This window comes from Nostoc sp. ChiSLP03a (assembly GCF_034531215.2).
GTDB lineage: Bacteria > Cyanobacteriota > Cyanobacteriia > Cyanobacteriales > Nostocaceae > Nostoc.
Window position 1 is genome coordinate 29,740 of sequence record NZ_JAVRBQ020000073.1, and the last position, 19,330, is coordinate 49,069.

Below are 19,330 nucleotides of genomic sequence, written 5' to 3' on the forward strand. Positions count from 1 at the left end.
TTCATGTAAACGCCAAGAAGCAAGTTACACAAAGTTTTTCCTAGAGAATCGGCTTACCACAAGGTATTGCCTTTACTTGATGTGTAAGCCCTATTTGTGAAACTGCACAAAATCAGGCTTGGTGAGACAACTTGCTCAAGCAACTTGTTTTATGAAATCTTAGAGGTAATCGGTATCAGCTAACTTAAAGTTGCCAGAAAACCTTAATTGTGAACTTAGAAAAGCTAAATTAGTGATATACAGTTCACCATTTATAGCGGTTCTAAGATACACCGTATAATTCACAAGCCAATCCAAATAATTTTTTAGGTACATTTCAAGCACACAAAATTATCAATGAGCGACAAGAACGAAGGTTACAAAGTTATTTGCGACAACCGTCAAGCCCGTTATTTGTATGAAATTCTAGAAACTTACGAAGCTGGAATTGAGTTGACAGGAACAGAGGTGAAGTCGATTCGTGCGGGGAAAGTCAATCTCCAAGATGGCTATGCTTTGCTTCGCAATGGCGAAGCATGGTTGATCAATGTGCATATCTCGCCTTACAACGCTAGTGGACAATATTTTAATCATGAACCACGGCGTACACGCAAACTTCTATTGCATCGTCAAGAACTCCGTAAGCTAATTGGCAAAGTTGAACAGCAGGGTTTAACTTTAATCCCCTTGAAAATGTATCTCAAACGAGGCTGGCTAAAAGTCAGTATAGCTCTTGGCAAAGGTAAAAAGCTCCACGATAAACGAGAAGACCTGAAACGACGCCAAGACCAGCGTGACATTCAACGGGCAATGAAAAGTTATTGAGGATTGTGTGTTGCTAAACTACCACAAAAAGTCAGAAACGTATTGCTGTGAAAGCTATGTCGTATGTCTACAGCGTGAGTTATGAAAATGTTTAGTTTATAGCCGCAGATTGATTTTGTTAAGGTTGAGAACCGATACAGTGGTGAGTGACTTTGGATAGCATCAGGAACTTTTACAACTTATGAAAAGTAATTTCATTACCGCTGTTGGCGCTGGCATTCTCACCTTGAGTTTGGGAATTTTACCTTTAACTCTATCTGCACAAGCTCAAACAACTAATGACACTGGAGCCACTACTACTGCTCCAACAACGACTACTGACAACCGCAACGATTTTGATTGGGGTTGGCTAGGATTGCTTGGTTTATTCGGTCTAGGCGGGTTGGCTGGTAAAAAGAACGATCGCGAATCTGTAGCTTATCGCGACCCTAATGCTCCAAGTGCCACTACCTACAGAGACTAGTACCGCAAGGCGGAATTCAAAATTCAAAATTCAAAATTCAAAATTAATACAGCGTAAGCGTTTCATTGATTTTGAATGGGTGGTTTATTTACACCGTGTTGTACTAGACAATTCAAAGTTTATTCATGGAAAATTCAAAAGTTGTCAATTGTTCGGTAAGTAAACAACTGACAACTTATTTATATTAGTTTGTTGCTGGATCTGAGTTAATTGTATTTGTCTGGTTTTGAGCTAAGGGTGTCCAATAGCTGGCAATTAAGGCAACGATCAGCCACCAGAGGGTATTGACTTCAGGACGATACCAGACAGTATCTACGGTGCCGTGAGCTAGCATACCCAACAAAATAGCGATCGCTCCGATTAACCAAAATCCCTCTACACTTCTGATTTGTCGCAATCGTCGTACTTGCAAAAGTGCCGTATTAAATGTGACAATTAATAGCCAGATAAAGCAGGCTAAACCAACAAAACCAGTTTCTACAGTCACTTCAAACAATATCGAATAGGCGCTCAAAGCAGTGTAACGAGGGCGTTGGTAAAGGGGATAAACTTTATTAAAAGAGTTGTGACCAGGCCCAATGCCGAAAATCGGGCGATCGCGAATCATTTCAAATACAGCATCCCACACATTTCGGCGAAAATTATTACTGCTATCCTTACGGTCGGCAAAAATACTAAACACTCGCAGCCGCACTGGCTCTACAAATATCACTGCTAGCAACAATATGCCGATCAAACCTCCTAAAACAATCGGTATTGACCAAGTACGCCAAAAACGAGGCATTTCCACGCTTTTCCAAAAAACTAGCAATGCCATCACAGCTAAAACTGCCACCACTAGTCCAATCCAACCGCCACGACTAAAAGTCAGAATCAAGCAGGAACTATTGACAATTAGCATCGTTAATGCGAGAGCTTTTTTAGGCCAGCTTTGCCATGCAAAAATTGCCACTAAGCTAAAAATTACTGCTGGTAAGAGGTATCCAGCTAATAAGTTGGGATTGCCTAAATAACTGTAGACTCTTGTAGTCTTAGACAGAGGAGATTCTGGATCGACCCAAGTCGCCAGTGCTGTGGCTCCAAAAAACCATTGCCGCAATCCGTATACACTAACAATTAACGATACGTGCAGATAGAGGATGATAATCCAAGAACGAAGGCGAGGCGACCTTAATACCCTCGCACAAAGGGTAAATAGTAGCAAATACAAGGTCAAGGTTCCCAAGTCGTTAAGTGCCGCCTTTTTCACTGGTGATAATGCTGTAGCGACTGCGGCAACCCCCCAGTAGAGCAATACCAGTAAGTGAATGGGAGTGACTGACGACGAGACATTTGCTGGTGTTACTTCATCAGATATAGTCAACAACAGCCAAAATCCGACACAAGCCACCAGCAAAAAACCCACCAATGTACTCGAAGCAAAAGGTGCTAGAGCATATATTAAGCTGAGTAAAGCCGCTGCGATCGCATCTCCCCATTGAAGCAAGACGCTAGTTTGCCGCCAAGAACTTAGCAGTCCCACCAGAGAGCGGTGTACATAACTGGTAGCAAGATATTCTTTGAGCGGTAAAGTTGATAGAGTAAATCGTTGCCAGACTAAATTCATAAAAAACATTGCGATCGATTAGCCTGCCGACGCAGAACTTGGAATCGATCATAATGCCTATAGCTATAAAAAGGTAATAACAGAAATTGCCGATCGCGTGATGGCGCTCTTACTCCTAGCCATCAGCCAATAGGAAGTTAAGAATAGTTCTTCATATACTTAGTACAGCTTGATGTAAATTAGTGGCGAATTGAGGATTGAAATTTAAAGGCATAGGTAAGCGCAGAAGCACACAGAGAATTAATCAAATCTAGATAGAAAATACGTCTTTCCCAATCTCCATTACCCCTTATCCCCTTCTTGGTACCCCACCTTCCCCTTATCCCCACAATTAGACATCGCTAATTGCTTGTGAGGAAGTCGCTAGTTGCAGTGGTAAAGAAAGCACATAACGATATCCTGATTCTGGTGAACCTTGAATCAAAATATGTCCACCATGTAATTCTGCCAGTTGACAGCTTAGTAATAGACCTAAGCTTTCACGAGAAAGACTTCCATGTGATTTAGCTAAATTTATACCTGAACTAGTCGCAAAGAAATTTGAGTGGGAATCACTCAAGTTTTTGGAATTTTCCACTGCTACTGATAAAGTATCTAATTGTTCTTGTCTTTCTGTATGAATATTGTAAGTTGCTACCTCACCTGTCAGTTCCAGCAGCGACAAAGAATTGAGACGGAAGTAAGGATCGACCTCTGTTATGCCATCCCCTAACCAGGGATGGGAAACCCAAATAGTAATGTTGAGCGTATCTTCTTTGTAAGAAACATGAATGCGAACAATGCTACCTGTAGCCGAAAGTTGAATCACACTGAAAACCAGATGATAAAGCATTTGCCGCACCTTGTCTTTATCTAAAGGCCAAATGCGATTGCGTCCCGGTTCTATAGACAGGCGAATATCTTGCTCGCGGCGATTAGCTACTTCTTCTAGGGTATTGATAGCTTGTTGGCATAGCATTTCAATATCCACGGGAGCTAGATTTAGCACAGTTGAGTTTTCATCCATCGCTCCTAGTTCGGTAATTTCGTTTACTAGGGAAAGTAAATATCGACCACTGTGTTGGATAATTTCTAAATATTCTCTCTGCTTAGTCGTCAAAGGCCCATAAATCTCACGTCCTAAAACACTAGCCATACCGAGTACAGATGTTAAAGGCGTGCGTAACTCCTGAGTTAGCTGACTCAAAAGTTCTAGCTTCAGTTGCTTAGTTGAAACAGAGTCGCTATCTTGAGTGGATGCAGTGATTTTAATTTCAGTGTTGCGTTCCTCATTCAGTGAAAATATCGGAACGTTCTTGGCAGCGCTTGATTCGAGTTTCCCTTGCAGGAGTCTATTACGTTCAAATTCACTCATGCTCCAACGAGCAATGATTTGTAAAAACTCAATATCTCGGGTTGTAAAATTGCGCGGGACTAAATCCATCACCGCTAATGCACCTAAACAATGTCCCTCAGCATCAATTAATGGCGCTCCTAAGTAAGCACGAATACCATAATCTTGCACTAACTTGCTGCCAGCAAGTACTGGATCGGTAAGTTTATGTGTATCATTAATTACAAATACTTGAAAGTTGTCTACTACCTGAGTGCAAAATGATTCCCGGCGTAGTAGTTGGCGGCTTTGTGCCAAATGATTCATTAGTCCCAGTCTAGATAAGCCGATCGCCGATTTGAACCAATGGCGTTCCTGATCCACAAATCCCAATATCGAAATTGGTGCTTCCAAAAAGTGGGCAGCAGTCTGTGTGGCTTCTTCAAAAACCGGAATTGTTTCTGGTTGCCGCAAACCTAAATCGGACAAAGCTTTGAGGCGTTGCTGTTCTCTTGATTCATGAGAATCCCAACCATCCTTTAGGGCAAATAATTTGTTTTCAGGCTCTATCATTGCCACTGCTACCTTAATAATTTCTCTATCGTGTAATTGACCCAAGTCCTATTTCTAGGTTATCAATTGCTATTTTTAAGCATTCCCTAATTTTGCCTCTGACAAACAAATTTAGGGCAAAAATTTTTCCTCCCTTGCATTAAGCCAAGATGTGGTGTCTGCTAGTTACTAGTTACTGGTGCTGAATGTTCTTTATTTAGCACTGATGTAGTCTTTATTGCTTGAGATTTTGCAATCAGACTGCGTTAGATTTGAATTCAGTCAGGGTAAGCTAATGCTAAGGATACAATACAAAGGGGCTGTCATTATTTATGTATATAAGGGAAAATTTTGACAATAACATTCAAAGTAAATTTACTTAAAAAATAGATGTTAGTGTAATTAAATATAGACATTTTACTGATAACAGCTAGCACTTAGAGATGATAATCCTAATGCAGGATGACCTAAATAGACCAACCATATCTCCACGGATTAACAAACTATCAAATTATTGAAAAGCCCAGTTTCTGAACTTTTTGAATTTTGAGAGAAGTCTGATGGCAACTTCGGGCGCTCAAATTAAGAGGGCGTGATTTTGAAAGCCATAATCGATTAAATAATTGATCTAAGCCTTTATCCAATAGATTAAATCTATGACAATTTCATGCCGAAAATTGTATAAGGTTTTCTATTTTTCTATGTGAGGAAACATTTTTTGAGGACGACTGGTAATGAATAAAATGACTATTAGAGTTCCTTTTGTAGACCTAAAGTTACAACATGAACCAATTCAAACGCAATTGCAAGATGCAATCCAATCTGTATTGGAACGGGGAGATTTTATTTTAGGGCAAGCACTCTCAGATTTTGAAGCAGCATTTGCGGCAGTATCTGGTACGGCTTATGGAGTTGGTGTGGCATCAGGAACAGATGCGATCGCTCTGGGATTACAAGCGTGTAATATTGGTGCTGGCGATGAAGTAATTTTACCCGCAAATACTTTTGTCGCCACCTTAATTGGGGTGCTACGTGCTGGCGCCAAGCCAATTTTAGTAGATTGCGATCGCCAAACAGCTTTAATTGATTTAGAAGCCGCAGCAAAGGCAATTACGCCTCAGACTAAAGCAATTATCCCCGTGCATCTCTATGGTCAGATGGTATCACCACGCGATCTAATAAACTTTGCCGATACCTACAAACTCCTAATTTTTGAAGATGCCGCCCAAGCACATCTTGCCCAAAGAGACGGATATTACGCTGGTTCAGTAGGAATAGCAGCAGCTTTTAGTTTCTATCCCAGCAAAAATTTGGGAGCATTCGGGGATGGAGGAATGCTGCTGACACGAGATTCAGATGTAGCCCAGAAGATGGTGCGCTTGCGAAATTATGGTGCATCGCAAAAGTATTTTCATACTGAACTAGGTACGAATAGCCGCTTGGATACTTTGCAAGCAGCTATTTTGCACAAAAAACTCCCATATTTACCGCAGTGGAATCGCGATCGCCTGACTATTGCCCAGCAGTATGATAATGAACTAGCACCTTTGGCAACTGCTGGAATTATCCCTATAGAAAATCAAAGTGATACAGGACACGTTTATCATCTTTATGTAATTAAAGTAGATGATTCTTGCCCAATAGAACGCCAGCAACTCCAGGAAAAACTCACAGCAGCGGGAATACAAACTGGTATTCACTACCCAATTCCTTGTCATCTCCAGCCAGCATTCACCAACTTAGGCTATCAACCGGGAGATTTTCCCCAAGCAGAAAAGTTGTCAAAGCAAATATTATCATTACCGATGTATCCTGGTTTGAGTAGTAGCCAAGTTAAAGAAGTTGTAGCAGCGATCGCCAATGCAGTCTCAACAAGTTATCAGGCAGACAATTTATCTCCTGCTGACCTTAGCAGCGTGGTAGCCTGAAGTTAATTCATACTTAATTTGTCCTTTGTCATTTGTCCTTTGTCATTTGTCCTTTGTCATTTATCCTTTGCAAATGACTAATGACTAATGACTAATGACTAATGACTAATGACTAATGACCAATGACCAATGACCAATGACCAATACTGAAAATCATGGCACTCCAGCAACAGGTTAAAAATATAAACGCATCAGGCTTGTTAAATATAGCTATTTTAGGCGTTTTGCTGCTGCTTTATGCTCCAATATTGCTACACTGGTTGGATGGTTGGCTGCACAAAAATATCAGTACAGAACACGAATATTTCAGCCACGGAATTATTGGCCTACCATTTGCGGCTTATCTGGGCTGGATGAACCGGAAAAAGTGGAAACGTTTACCAGATACCATCAATCCTTTGGGCGCTGTTTTATTGTTATTAGGGGCAGTTTTTTATCTTAGCGGTGTTACAGAGTGGGTCAACCTTTCCTTGCCCGTGATATTAATCGGATTATGCTTGTGGTTTAAGGGAATAGCAGGTTTGCAATTACAAGGATTTCCCCTACTACTAGTATTTTTAGCCACCCCAACAGCATTACCCTATCTTATTGCTCCCTATACTTTGCCTCTGCAAAGCTTCATCGCTGGCACAGCAGGCTTCATACTGAATCAATTTGGTATGGAAGTAACCGTAGATGAGATCAATCTTTACGTGGGAGGACGGATTGTAGAAGTTGCTCCCTATTGTGCAGGGCTGAAAATGTTATTTACGACTCTCTACGTGGGCTTAATGCTGCTTTATTGGACAGATGCTTTGTCTTCACGGCGGACAACTATATCGTTTTTATCTCTTGCTGCGATCGTTAGTATTACTGCCAATATCATTCGTAATACTTTACTTACTTTCTTTCACGGCACGGGTCAAGAAGCGGCTTTTAAATGGCTACATGAGGGTTGGGGTGGCGATCTCTACTCTGCTTGTATGCTAGTGTCACTAGTGCCCTTACTGAATTGGATTAATACCTATTTTTCAGCATCTCTAGAAACTGAGCAAGAGGCAGAAAGTTAAAGAAAATTTTCTGCAACTTCTCTTTTGTTCTCCACTCTTCACTCCCAACTCCTTTAATTTTTCATTACTTATACGTAAGTCCTAAATATTACTGAACTCACAATGTGATTTTATAAAGTAAGATTTTGCCTAAGTATTGCAAATTTTACTGATGATTTCCTTCTCTAAATTTTTCAAGGAAAACCAATTGACTCAGGTAGCAGCACTTTTGTTATTGCTACTGCTGCTAGCAATGGCGGGGGTTCCCGGATATCTGACAGGACACTGGCAATGGAAACAACCGCCTGCCGTTCCTACCCTGCACGAATTAAAACAGATCCGCAAGACTGGGTTAACCCTTCCTGGTTGGCAAACTATTGAACAAGCAGAACAGCAAATTGGCGAACATAATTGGTCTTTGCAGGTAGTTAAAAAAGAAGGTTCCGAATCCCAAGCAATCCTGCTTTTGTTGCCGCAAAATGGGCCTATGGATCAACCAGAGGTAGAGTGGACAGATGTTAATGGCTGGGGAAGGTCACGCTGGGGAAAGTGGGATGTAGCTCAATCTCGTTCTGCCAAATTTACAGTCAAACCATCTGCAAAGTTGGCTTCTAATGTCGAAACTAAAGTAGAAGCTAGGTTTTTTCGCGCCTCCACACCACAGCAAACCTTCGCTGTTTTGCAATGGTATGCGATGCCAGACGGTGGAAATCCATCACCTTTTCACTGGTTCTTGGCAGATCAACTAGCACAATGGCGCAAGCAACGCACTCCTTGGGTTGGCGTGAGCATTCTGATTCCAATGGAACCTTTGGGGCAGGTAGAAACATCTTGGTCTTTAGCTCAGTCTATTGGGGAAACAGTTCAAGCTGCATTAATGGCAGGCCCTTTGTAGAGTCTGTTTTGATGCCCTTGCGCAGAGATTTATCCAGGGTATCTCTATAAATTGTGTTCAGGCTGAAACTCATCTAAAATGATGTTAACAACATCAAGTTAGAAATTAAATTTAGCAAAATTATTCTCTTTTTCTTGGTAAATACTTGTAGGTAAAAGAGACATTGAAGGCATTTTTAGAGTAAAATAACCACTCGGCGCGACTAATTTATATCTAAATATTTTCTGCACCAATGTTCATAGATGCTAGTTATTATATGCGTGGATTCAGCGCCTTGTGTTTTGTCAGTCTTCAAGTAGGAGTTTTCTTAACAACACCTATCCAACTTGTTGTTGCCCAGCCTTTTCCATCTCAAGGACAATCACCAAACCTATTCCCCTCGCCTGTGCCAGTTAATGAAGTTGCACCTAGTGGTGTAAATGAAGAAATTTCTCCGCAACTCAGTCGCTACCTCTTGGGGCCAGGAGATGCAATTGGTGTTGTGCTTCAGCGTCCTCCCGGCCCATACCGTTTAGGCATAGGAGATGGAATTAGCGTTTCGGTTCAGCGCTTTCCAGATTTAAGCTTTCAAGCTTTAATCAACCCAGAAGGTAATATTGCAGTGCCATTATTGGGAACAGTTTCTTTACAAGGTTTAACCCTAGAAGAAGCTCAAGAAAAAATTCGCTTGGGTTTAAATCGTTATGTCGTCGATCCAATCATAGTTTTAGCCTTAGTAACGCAGCGTCCAGACCTCAGTTTTCAAGCTGTAATTAGTCCAGAAGGCAACATCATCGTGCCACAAGTGGGAACGGTGTCATTAAAAGGTTTAACCCTGGAAGAAGCTCAAGAAAAAATTCGCCTAGGCTTGAGTCGCTTTTTCCCAGATCCAATCGTGGTAGTATCCTTGGCAGGAACGCGACCAGTTCAAGTTACCATTAGTGGGGAAATATTTCGACCAGGAATTTATCCAATTAATTCACCAACACCCCGTGTTGCTGATGCTTTGCTAGTATCTGGTGGTTCAACGTTGAATGCAGACCTGCGACAGGTGCAAGTACGCCGAAAGTTAATCGATGGTTCTGTGATTTCACAAACGATTGACTTATACGCAGCACTGCAAAATGGCGGTTCAATCCCAAATTTACGCTTACAAGACGGAGATGCGATACTCGTACCCCGTCGTGAAGTTGGTAGTGAGGATGGTTATGACCGCAATTTAGTAGCACGTTCATCCTTGGCTACACCACAGATTAGAGTCCGAGTTTTAAACTACGCTGCGGGTGGTCTTTCCATTCAAGCACTGCCTAACGGCAGTACATTTGTAGATGCTTTGGGAGGTGTAAATCTAGACACTGCTAATCTGAGAGATATTGCTTTGGTTCGCTTTGATTCGGAACGAGGCAGAGCTGTTACCCAAAAACTTGATGCTAAAAAAGCTCTAGGCGGTGATGCGTCTCAAAATGTGGCACTTCAAGATAATGATGTTATTGTTGTTGGTCGGAACCTCATTGGTAGAATTACTAATTTCCTGACCACTATTACCCAGCCTTTCTTCAATGTTCAATCCTTTCTGCGGTTTTTTGACAACGTTGGTGGTAGATAAATTAGTAACATTAAAGAAGGATACAACCTAGAAATAGTTTGGAGTGTAAAAAACCACATCTCTAACTGAATATTTGAATTTATTAATGGAAAAGTCTTAAAGATATCAACCGATATATACAGTAGGAAGTTGATAGCATACTTGTATCAAAGCCACTATCTTTGTTTGGTGCTTCCTAAATTTTGAATTTTGTATTTTAAATTTTGAATTGGAGCGAAGCGACCATGACCCCACCAATTGTTAAACGTTATCTGATTGCTTTTGATAAATATAAATGGATTGGACTAGCTAGTTTTGGTTTAGTTGTTGCTGGGTCAACTGTGGTAGCTATGCAACCAGAGCCACCTACTAGCTATATAGCATCTGGGGCACTTACTTATAGTGGACCACCAGTTTCTTTCTCTGCAACTGGTAATGAAATCCAACAGCAAGGGAAGGAACTAAATGAGGAAGTTTTACTATCAAACCAGATAATTGCAGGTGTGGCGGAGAAAGTCGGTGTCAAACCGAAACAACTCGGTGCAAGTCTTGCTCTTGCTCTACCTAAAAAAAATGCTAAGAGTGGAGAATTAGAATCTTCTACCTTTGAACTTAAATATGTAGATAGTGACGCCAAACGAGCCATACAGGTATTGACGGAATTGATGCAAGCAATGATTAAGTTGAGTAGTGACATCAATACTGGGCGCTTACAAGCAATTATTCAAAAGATTAACGATCGCACACCACAAGCTAAACGGGAATTGCAAATTGCTGAAAAGAAGCTGGAACAGTACGATCGCGTCGAGCGAACAGCAATCTTAGCCGCAGAGAATGGCAGCTTGTTAAGCGCCATTACTGCCAGCCAAAATCTCCAACGGCAAATTCAATTAACTATTTCTGGGGTTGATGGTCAAGTTCGCAGTTTACAAAATAAGTTAGGCTTAACAGTCGGACAAGCTTATGTTTCTTCTGCTTTGAGTGCCGATCCAATTATTGGGAACTTACGAGCGCAAATTTATCAAAGTGAATCGCAAATCGCTGTACTTAGAAAAGATTTGCGGCCGGAACATCCAACGATGGTGCAGTTAATTCGTCAGAAACAAGCTGCTGAGGAATTACTACAACAACGTGCCGCTGAGGTTTTAGGTGGTGGTGGGACGGCGGCTCCGCTTCAGGGTAGCGTTGCAGGTATTCGTACTCAAAGCAGTTTAGATCCAACACGCCAGCAATTGGCAAACCAAATGGTGTCTTTACAAACCCAACGGGAGACACTGCAACAACAACTAGCTCAAGAAATTCAACTAGAAGCGCGACTCCGGCGAGAGTATGCTCTGATACCTAATAAGCAATTAGAGCGATCGCGTTTAGAACAGGAGGTTGGACTCAAAAAAGGCATCTATGACCAAATGCAGGCGAAGCTAACCGATGCCAAAACCGCAGAGGCAGAAACTACCAGCAGCCTCAGTATTGCCAGACGCCCCGCAGTTACTGTCGATCCCAAACCTCCGAAGAGTGTGCCTATTACCCTGGCTGTGGGTGGTTTCTTAGGTGTATTGATTGGTGGCGGGGTGATATTTTTGTTGGGAGCGCTGGAAGGGACTTTCAAAACCAGGGAGGATATTCGCGAGAGCCTCAAGCAACGAGAAGTGGCACTGTTGGGAGAATTGCCTTTAATGCCAGTTGATGATTTGGAGCCAGATGCAGTACCGGTAGTATTTTCCCAAGATTCTCCTTATTTAGAATTTTATGAGAAATTCCGTAGTAATATGCGCCGGATTGGTGGTAAAAACTTAAAGGTAGTATTGATTACTAGCACCAGTAGCCTAGAGGGGAAAACGGCAAGTGCTTATAATTTGGGTGTTGCTTCCGCTCGTGCTGGTAAAAGAACCTTAATTATCGAAACAGATTTGCGATCGCCTTCCCGTTGTACATCTTTAAAAGTAATCCCTGACCCTGAAGCCACTATTGAACCTCTACGTTATTACGCTAATTTGAGTGAATGTATTCGTTTAGTTCCTGATGTTGAAAATTTATACATTCTTCCCAGCCCTGGCCCAGTACGGCAATCCGCTGCTATTCTTGAATCCAGCGAAATGCGGCGGCTGATAGAAGATGTCCGCGAACGATTTGATTTAGTTATTTTAGATACTAGCCCACTCAGCACATCCAATGACCCATTGTTAATTCAACCCTACAGCGATGGGATCGTACTGGTGGCGCGACCAAACTATACGCAAGAGAATATGCTCGGTGAAGCTATCGATCAATTGGTTGAATCGGAACTGGGATTATTGGGAGCAATTATTAATGGTGCTGATATCATCGTTTCTGTACCTGAAGAAGTTGCAAAATCATCAACATTTACATCTGAGGTAGAACAGTCAGAAGAAGTTTCAGCGAGTGCCAACAAAAACTAATAGTTTTAAATGTGTAAATTTGAACGCAGAGTATGGCATTGGCGTTCGCTTTAGCGTTTTTGAAAGAGAAGCGTTTCGTAGAGAAGGTTAGGGCAAAGAATTGAGAGGTAGCAATTTTTGTGCTAAGAGTTTCAGGAAATGCTGTGTTTAGTCGCGCCGAAACAAGCCAAATAAAGGAGCAAGAATTACGCCAAAAATAAAACCACCGATGTGGGCCCAGTAGGCAACTCCACCAGTTTCCACGCTCATGTTAGCGGCTGTTTGCAGGGTAGCAAGACCGGAAATTACATTTTGCACAATAAAAAGTCCAATTATTACTAGTGCTGGGACTCTTATTGTGGTGATAAAAAACCCTAAAAAGATTAAAGTCATGACTTGAGCGTGGGGAAAGCGGATAATGTACGCACCTAAAATCCCAGAAATTGCACCACTTGCCCCCAAAGAAGGAATCTCAGAATTCATCCCAATAAACCATTGGCACAATGCAGCTAAAGCACCACACGCCAAATAAAAAATCAGATATTTGGCATGACCCAATCGATCTTCAATATTGTTGCCAAAAACCCAGAGAAACACCATATTTGAGATTAAGTGCCACCAACCACCGTGTAAAAATTGCGACGTAAATAACGTTATCCACTCTCCATTTAAATTGGTGGTTAACTCTTGAGGCACTACTGCATACTCACTGAAAAATTGACTTAATTGTGCATTCGGCAGGCTCACCTCGTGAATAAAAACTAAAACATTCATGCCAATTAACCCATAGGTGAAATACGGGGTGATTCGCGTCGGATTTTCATCGTAGAGGGGAAACACAGGTGTTTTTCCTAAATTATTGACTAACTGCAATATAGCTTGTCAGGCATGGCAGTTGCGAAGGTTAAACAATTTCACCTATTAAATTAATCAGTATACTTGAGGGTAACAAAGATACTACGAAAAATTATTGATACCAAGATTCTTCTTGAGATTTATCGCTAAATAAACCCAACAGTGGGCCGAGAATTGCCCCAAAAATAAACCCGCCGGCATGGGCCCAGTAGGCAATACCGCCACTTTCCATACCGATGTTAGTACGTGCTTCCAGGCTGGTAAGTCCGTAAAAGGCTTGTTCGAGAAACCAGAATCCTAAAAAGAAATATGCGGGGACACGGAAAGTTGGGAAGAAAAACCCTAAAGGTACAACGCCAAGAACTTCGGCGTTGGGAAAGCGGAGAATGTATGCACCCATAACACCTGCGATCGCACCACTTGCACCCAAAGAAGGAATGCTAGAATCTTGAGCGAAGAACCACTGGGTCAAGGATGCCAAAACACCGCAAGATAAATAAAACAGTAAATATTTGGCATGACCTAACTTATCTTCAACATTGTTGCCAAAAATCCAGAGAAACAACATATTCCCAGCTAAGTGCAAGAAACCACCGTGCAGAAATTGGGAAGTAATCAAAGTTGCCCATTCTGGAACTGGTTGATGTACAGAGATGCCGCCAAAGCTTAAGGTGAGTTCTCGTGGAACTACAGCCGCAAGGTGTAAAAATCCATTTAATGCTTGTGGGGGAAGATTTGCTTCATAAAGAAAAGCGAGGACATTGACAGCAATCAACCCATAAGTTACATAAGGCGTGATTTTTGTCGGATTATTATCTCTAATGGGAACCACGAGCGTTTTTTCCTGATTTTAAGACAGCAATTCTACAATACGGAATTTTGTAAGTAGTTTCTTCTACCTCGTGGATAGATATCAGTTTAATATTTGAGATTTCTTGTAGGACTTACCTCAATTCTAGGGTCTTCCAGACTGCAAAAGTATTTGAGGATAGTATCGTCGTAACTTAGTTTTTTCGGCAGGTATTGAGTTCAAGCTAGAGATTTTGTGAGCAGCTGACCATCCAAAACCAGGCCAAGTTGCCCATTGGCAAAAACGCTAGTTCCTTGAATATAAGGAGCAACTGGAATTGCTTCCCCTAGAGGATGGATTGTAGAGGATTGCTTGCCGATGATACAATCTACTTCTACAGCACATCGTTTGTCTAAGTAACGAAATACTAATAAAGGCTTATCCTGCTTGAAAGCATTTAGTGTATCTGTACTGTAAGTGGTAACTGGGGCGGGAAGGTAATTAGGAGAAATCAGCACATCAGTCAGTAAATGGATAGGGACGAGCATTTCTGTTGTTGGATTCTCGTAATCGCCACTCCTGAAGCCACTAGTGTCAGAAGCCTGCAAAAATAACATGCGTCCCGCTTGAGTTTGGAGAATTTGTTCGGACTGGGATAAACAAATCTGCTCTACGGAATCGGCAACAAATGCATAGAGTCTGGAGTTGGCTTGACAGACGATAAGTTGAGTAATTTTTTGCTCCAGGGGAATTTGCAGCGAGAAGGCTGTACCATATCCAGCTTTAGACTTCAATACTATTCTTCCTTGAATAGCTGTTAATTGCTTGCAAACTTCAGTTAATTCTGCTCCTAACTCTAAAGCAGCACGATCGCATAAAACAGATGAAACCTCTGGTTCAAGTATGAGTTCAGTCAGTTGAGTTGTTTGTAGAATATCCCCTGGTTTTGTCAGGGCGAATCCTTGGGCTAAAGCTTGTTGATAGATTTGCGATAAGTTAAGTCCTGCGCCATCATCACAGCCATCAATAATTAGTTGATTTCCCTGCTGGTAAATCTGAAATTCAATCATACCGTTGCTATTTTTACCTAGCTGTTGGCGTGTTTGGGAAGACTCAATACTTTGCTCTAGTAAATAACAACTGATATGCAACAGGAGGATACGGAGGCGATCGCTAAAGGCGCGATCGACTTGGATATCGCTAATTTGTAAATGTAGTCTAGCAGACTTATCTTGGAGAGCTTGTAACTGCGACCAAAGCCGATGCAATGGTTCTAAGGCTACTTTTAAAGGAATAGTTGTAACTTTTTTGACTAAATTAGCAGAACGATTAAGTAAGTTTTCCTGCTGTATAAATTCTTGTTTGAGTTGGTGACGATCGTTATTCAGGGAATGAACAGTTGATGCCACAACAGACGCTTCAGCCAAAACAGATTGCAGAGTACTGTACAATTGCCCAGAGCGAGAAGCAGCCAGAGGGGAAAGGGTATCTGAAATTGCTGCTAAACGTCCTGACCATTCCTGTAGATTATCCAGCAGGCGTTGTAATCGTTTAACTTGTCGAAGCAACTGCCCGATCGCATGTTGCTGTTGTTCTTCGCGACAAGCTTGCCGATCGTAGTTAGTTAGTAATGTTGCAATCAGTGCGTTTAGTTGTTCGAGATGTTCAAGATTGATGGGTGTGGCGGTTGGAATACTGGTTGCAACAATGGAGGGAATGAATTCTTGCAAAGAGAGTGCATGGCGATCGCTCGAAGATTTAACTAAAGATGCTTCAGATATTTCAGCAGGCAGGAAAAATTCTCCCAACCAAGCCTGAAAATCTCCCTCCTCCAGGTTTGCTAGTTCCCCCACCTCAATCGGAAGCTGCTCAGTATCTACGCGATCGAGGCTGGCAGAGTGAGGGCTAGTTTCATCTATTAGTTCCTTGTCTTTAACCGTAACTTGCTCTGGTAGAGCCGCAGAAGATTCTACCTCAGCCAAGGAATCGCCAAACTGAATAACTGATTGATGTTCCTGCGATCGCTCTACCGATGTCTCAAGGTTTGTTTCCTGGGAATCGCCAAACTCTGCTTGCAGACGAGCAACAATGGCAGACATCCGCTCCAGAATTTCTACTTCCTCAATTTTCGAGGCTGTTAAAAATGCCATCAACAGCATTTGTAAGCAATCTAATCCTTCCGACAACAAAGAGGCGATTGGAGCGTCAATAGTTGCTCGATACTGATACAAAAGCTGAAAAATCTCTTCTAGTGCAGCCGCAACTATGGCAATCGTATGTAGTTCGGCTGCTATGGCAATCGAATGCAGAGAGCCAGCAGCTTCCATGAGAGCCAAAGCTGTACCGGGGTTACTGTCTTTTGTATAGTTAGGCAACTCCTGCTCCAAGAACAGTAACAAATCGATCGCTTCTTCTAGAAAGCGATCGTCGTTCTGCGGTTGGGGGACAAAATCGGTACTCATCGAAACTCCTGGTTTGTGAAAATTCTATGGCTTCGATACTAGACTTCTTGGCATTTGTAGGGGAAAAGGTTAAAGGGTAAAGGTTTTTTCTTACCCCTTTTCCCCAAGAGTGCAAAACTATTTTTGCAAGAGGTTTATTGTTTGGAGGGTAGAAGCAGCGATGTCGGCGATCGCTTTAAATTGCTCTTGGATTTGCGCGATTGACTCCAGCCCAGCACTGATTTGGCGATCGCACGGTTCGATAGCAGAAACAACGTCTCTTGTTGCTACTTGGAGTTCTTGGAACCATTCCTCTATATTTACGGTGCTTTCGCGGGCTTGACGGGCGAGAATTTCTACCTGTTCGGCAGCAGCTAGCAAACTTAGTTCCTGGTCGTTAGTTTTTGTTGCTTCAATAGCTGTATTCAAGGACAAAACTTGAATTTTGCTACTCAAGCCTTCCACAAGGCCAACAAAGCCAGAAGCTTGCTGACAAAATTCACCAAGATATTGCAGCTGTTTATTAGTAAAAGCAACAGTATCTTGAATAGACAATAAATGCTCGTTGGTAAGTTCGGCGATTCTTGCTCCTTCTTGTAAGGCTTGGCTCACCTGCTGCAATGGCACTAATAACTGTGAGCGATCGCAGGATTCAGCCTTTTGGGGAGGCGGTGACAGCTGTTGAGCAGGTGGAGCTACTATTTCAGCCGAGTGCAAGTTAATTGTCAACATCATTCCTACTTGTTGCAGCAAACTGCGCTCTGCTTCCTGCCATTGTCGGGGTGCAAGGCAATGCTGAATAACTAACAAACCCCAAGGCTGTTGTTTGACAATCAAGGGTAAGCACAGACTCGCTTGCACCTGAAAGCGTTGCCAAAATTGCTGTTGGCGCGGGGTTAGTTCTAATACTTCAGTTGGGTTACTAAAATTGGGTTGAGTAACAAACACATTTATCGGTAGGGATTGGTTGAGCAAGGATGTCCAACCCGGTTGTATAGCTTCAGCGATCGCCCGAGAGCGATTGTCTTCCTCAAAGCGATAAATCAGGACGCGATCGGCACTGAGAACATCTTGCAAAGCGGTGGCTGTAGTTTCCAAAAGTGCGGTTTGGCCTTTTGCCTGCTGCATTTGCCGAGCAATTGCCGCCAGTTGTTCTCGCTGGAGGTGAAAAGCCCTTTGCACATTGTCATCATTATCGCTGGGCGAATCCTGAGCCAAAGCTTGGATAAAAGCTTCGATTTGACTTACCTTGTGCTGTAATTGAGCGACCTTTGGCCCCTTAGCAGATTGAAAGACTGCTTTGAGTACAGCCACATTAGCCAAAATTTCTTCTATCTGGATTTGATTGTCAGGCTGGGTTTCAAGATTAGGGTCTAAAGTTGCGATCGTCACAGAAAACTCCTTGGCAGCATCAAGTTAAATCAGTGGGTTTGCCATTGCAATGTCTGGGCGATCGCTCTGGTGTCTAAAATCCAGCGATCGTCTGGCAGAATACCTCGAACAAAATTTAGCAGTTTGTTTGGGGAAAAGTCGGTTGGTGCCGATTGTATTTGCTGTAAATCCTGCCACTCTACATCTAAGACATGAGCGACTAAAAACCCGATTACCTGATTTTGCAGCTCGATAACCAGAACCATTGGCTTTTCTGGTCGTGACTGCCGCTTCAAAAGTGGCGCATAACCAAGCAAATGCTCCAAGTCAACCAGCCGCAACATCTGTCCTTGCCAATTATAGAAACCTAAAATCCAACTTGGTAAGGCCGGGGCTGGGGAAATTTCTTGGCTAGCGAGATGAATAATGTCCTGTAATGAATGGAATGGTAGCAATCCACTTCCTCGATCGCCCAAGGAAAAACGCAGAAATCTTTGCCGTTGTTCGCCTGATGTCAGCCCAGGAGTTAAGGTTGGGGTTGTTCCGGGCAACCCCAACTTATCAGCCAATATCTGGCTCATACCTAGAAGCAGGACTTTGAGTGGTTCCTCGTTTGGTGCTACAGGCAAAACAGCCATGTGACTCACACAGCTTAACTCCGCCACTTGCCGATAAGACCACGGCACCGGACGCACAACTTCCAAAGGAATATCGATTAGAGCAGGGGGCTTGTCCACAGGAATGCCACAAATTTCCCCAGTCCGCGTTTGAGTTAGAAGTAAGAAGCGCCCTGAAGTGTCAACCGCAGGGAGAACTTGATGCGCCTGTTGCCCTTGTACTTGCTGAATAAACTTCTGGCGCAAGTCCACAACCGTAATAGTTTGCGCTCCCAAATCAACCATCCCGATGCCACTTTCAACCGTACTGCGAATAGGGGGACAAGCAATCACCTTGAGAACTGCACCAACTGGTAGGGCAAATAAATAGTCTGCGATCGCAAAAACAACGACTCGTAATGAGTCGCTTTCGGTTACAGCGCCAGATAATCGCTTAAACGGAAAGGGAGTGTTGAGCATAAGTCGGTCGGTGTTGAAAACTGTGGTTATGGCAAGGCAGGGGGTAGGGGGGCAGAGGGGCAGGGGAGAAAGAATATTAACGCTTCATTAGCCAAGGTGCCACGATGTATACACAAGTCCTAAAATCATTGCCTGGTAAGATACAAGCCTTGGTAGGCAAGGTTTTGAGTTCAGCGAACTGATTATCAATAGTGTCAGCTTATTGATAGAGTCCTAACGGAAAATCAAAGATTTTAAAAAAAATTT

The 19,330-nt window shown here is 42.6% G+C and carries 14 protein-coding genes; 7 read left to right on the top strand and 7 right to left on the bottom strand.

Annotated features, from left to right (window positions below):
* Positions 1 to 336: 336 nt before the first annotated feature.
* Positions 337 to 804 (top strand): SsrA-binding protein SmpB, encoded by a 468-nt coding sequence (gene smpB / locus RMY32_RS12380; RefSeq protein ID WP_094349892.1) that lies wholly within the window; start codon positions 337 to 339, stop codon positions 802 to 804.
* Between the two features lie 181 nt (positions 805 to 985).
* Positions 986 to 1,267, top strand: a complete 282-nt coding sequence (locus RMY32_RS12385; RefSeq protein WP_322709523.1) for a WGxxGxxG family protein — start codon at positions 986 to 988, stop codon at positions 1,265 to 1,267.
* Positions 1,268 to 1,451: 184 nt separating this feature from the next.
* On the opposite strand, the gene RMY32_RS12390 is transcribed toward RMY32_RS12385, so the two are convergent.
* Positions 1,452 to 2,873: an IctB family putative bicarbonate transporter gene (locus RMY32_RS12390; RefSeq protein ID WP_322709525.1), complete on the bottom strand. Its 1,422-nt coding sequence runs from the start codon at positions 2,871 to 2,873 to the stop codon at positions 1,452 to 1,454.
* Positions 2,874 to 3,204: 331 nt separating this feature from the next.
* Positions 3,205 to 4,758: a GAF domain-containing sensor histidine kinase gene (locus RMY32_RS12395; protein ID WP_322709537.1), complete on the bottom strand. Its 1,554-nt coding sequence runs from the start codon at positions 4,756 to 4,758 to the stop codon at positions 3,205 to 3,207.
* 713 nt (positions 4,759 to 5,471) lie between these two features.
* Between RMY32_RS12395 and RMY32_RS12400 the strand changes: the two genes are divergently transcribed.
* From RMY32_RS12400 to RMY32_RS12420, 5 genes are all read left to right on the top strand, one after another.
* Complete coding sequence (locus tag RMY32_RS12400) at positions 5,472 to 6,665, top strand: DegT/DnrJ/EryC1/StrS aminotransferase family protein (protein WP_322709526.1); 1,194 nt, start codon at positions 5,472 to 5,474, stop codon at positions 6,663 to 6,665.
* A 155-nt stretch (positions 6,666 to 6,820) separates the two neighbouring features.
* Positions 6,821 to 7,714 (top strand): cyanoexosortase B, encoded by an 894-nt coding sequence (crtB, locus tag RMY32_RS12405; protein WP_322709527.1) that lies wholly within the window; start codon positions 6,821 to 6,823, stop codon positions 7,712 to 7,714.
* A gap of 151 nt (positions 7,715 to 7,865) precedes the next feature.
* The gene (locus RMY32_RS12410; RefSeq protein WP_322709528.1) at positions 7,866 to 8,588 is read left to right on the top strand and encodes a cyanoexosortase B system-associated protein; all 723 of its coding nucleotides are present in this window, start codon (positions 7,866 to 7,868) and stop codon (positions 8,586 to 8,588) included.
* 232 nt (positions 8,589 to 8,820) lie between these two features.
* Positions 8,821 to 10,173 carry a polysaccharide biosynthesis/export family protein gene (locus RMY32_RS12415; protein WP_322709529.1) on the top strand — a complete coding sequence of 451 codons (1,353 nt, stop codon included), beginning with the start codon at positions 8,821 to 8,823 and terminating at the stop codon, positions 10,171 to 10,173.
* Between the two features lie 224 nt (positions 10,174 to 10,397).
* On the top strand, positions 10,398 to 12,572 hold the full coding sequence (locus tag RMY32_RS12420) for a polysaccharide biosynthesis tyrosine autokinase (RefSeq protein WP_322709530.1): 2,175 nt from the start codon (positions 10,398 to 10,400) through the stop codon (positions 12,570 to 12,572).
* A gap of 147 nt (positions 12,573 to 12,719) precedes the next feature.
* Here the strand turns inward: RMY32_RS12420 and RMY32_RS12425 are convergent, their stop codons facing one another.
* The 5 genes from RMY32_RS12425 to RMY32_RS12445 form a co-directional block, all read right to left on the bottom strand.
* The gene (locus RMY32_RS12425) at positions 12,720 to 13,391 is read right to left on the bottom strand and encodes a rhomboid family intramembrane serine protease (RefSeq protein ID WP_322709538.1); all 672 of its coding nucleotides are present in this window, start codon (positions 13,389 to 13,391) and stop codon (positions 12,720 to 12,722) included.
* 127 nt (positions 13,392 to 13,518) lie between these two features.
* Positions 13,519 to 14,238 carry a rhomboid family intramembrane serine protease gene (locus tag RMY32_RS12430; protein ID WP_322709531.1) on the bottom strand — a complete coding sequence of 240 codons (720 nt, stop codon included), beginning with the start codon at positions 14,236 to 14,238 and terminating at the stop codon, positions 13,519 to 13,521.
* Between the two features lie 197 nt (positions 14,239 to 14,435).
* The gene (locus tag RMY32_RS12435) at positions 14,436 to 16,658 is read right to left on the bottom strand and encodes a chemotaxis protein CheW (RefSeq protein WP_322709532.1); all 2,223 of its coding nucleotides are present in this window, start codon (positions 16,656 to 16,658) and stop codon (positions 14,436 to 14,438) included.
* Positions 16,659 to 16,775: 117 nt separating this feature from the next.
* A complete protein-coding gene (locus tag RMY32_RS12440; protein WP_322709533.1) occupies positions 16,776 to 18,029 on the bottom strand; it encodes a GAF domain-containing protein in 1,254 nt (417 codons plus the stop codon).
* A gap of 29 nt (positions 18,030 to 18,058) precedes the next feature.
* On the bottom strand, positions 18,059 to 19,084 hold the full coding sequence (locus RMY32_RS12445) for a chemotaxis protein CheW (protein ID WP_322709534.1): 1,026 nt from the start codon (positions 19,082 to 19,084) through the stop codon (positions 18,059 to 18,061).
* Positions 19,085 to 19,330 lie beyond the last annotated feature (246 nt).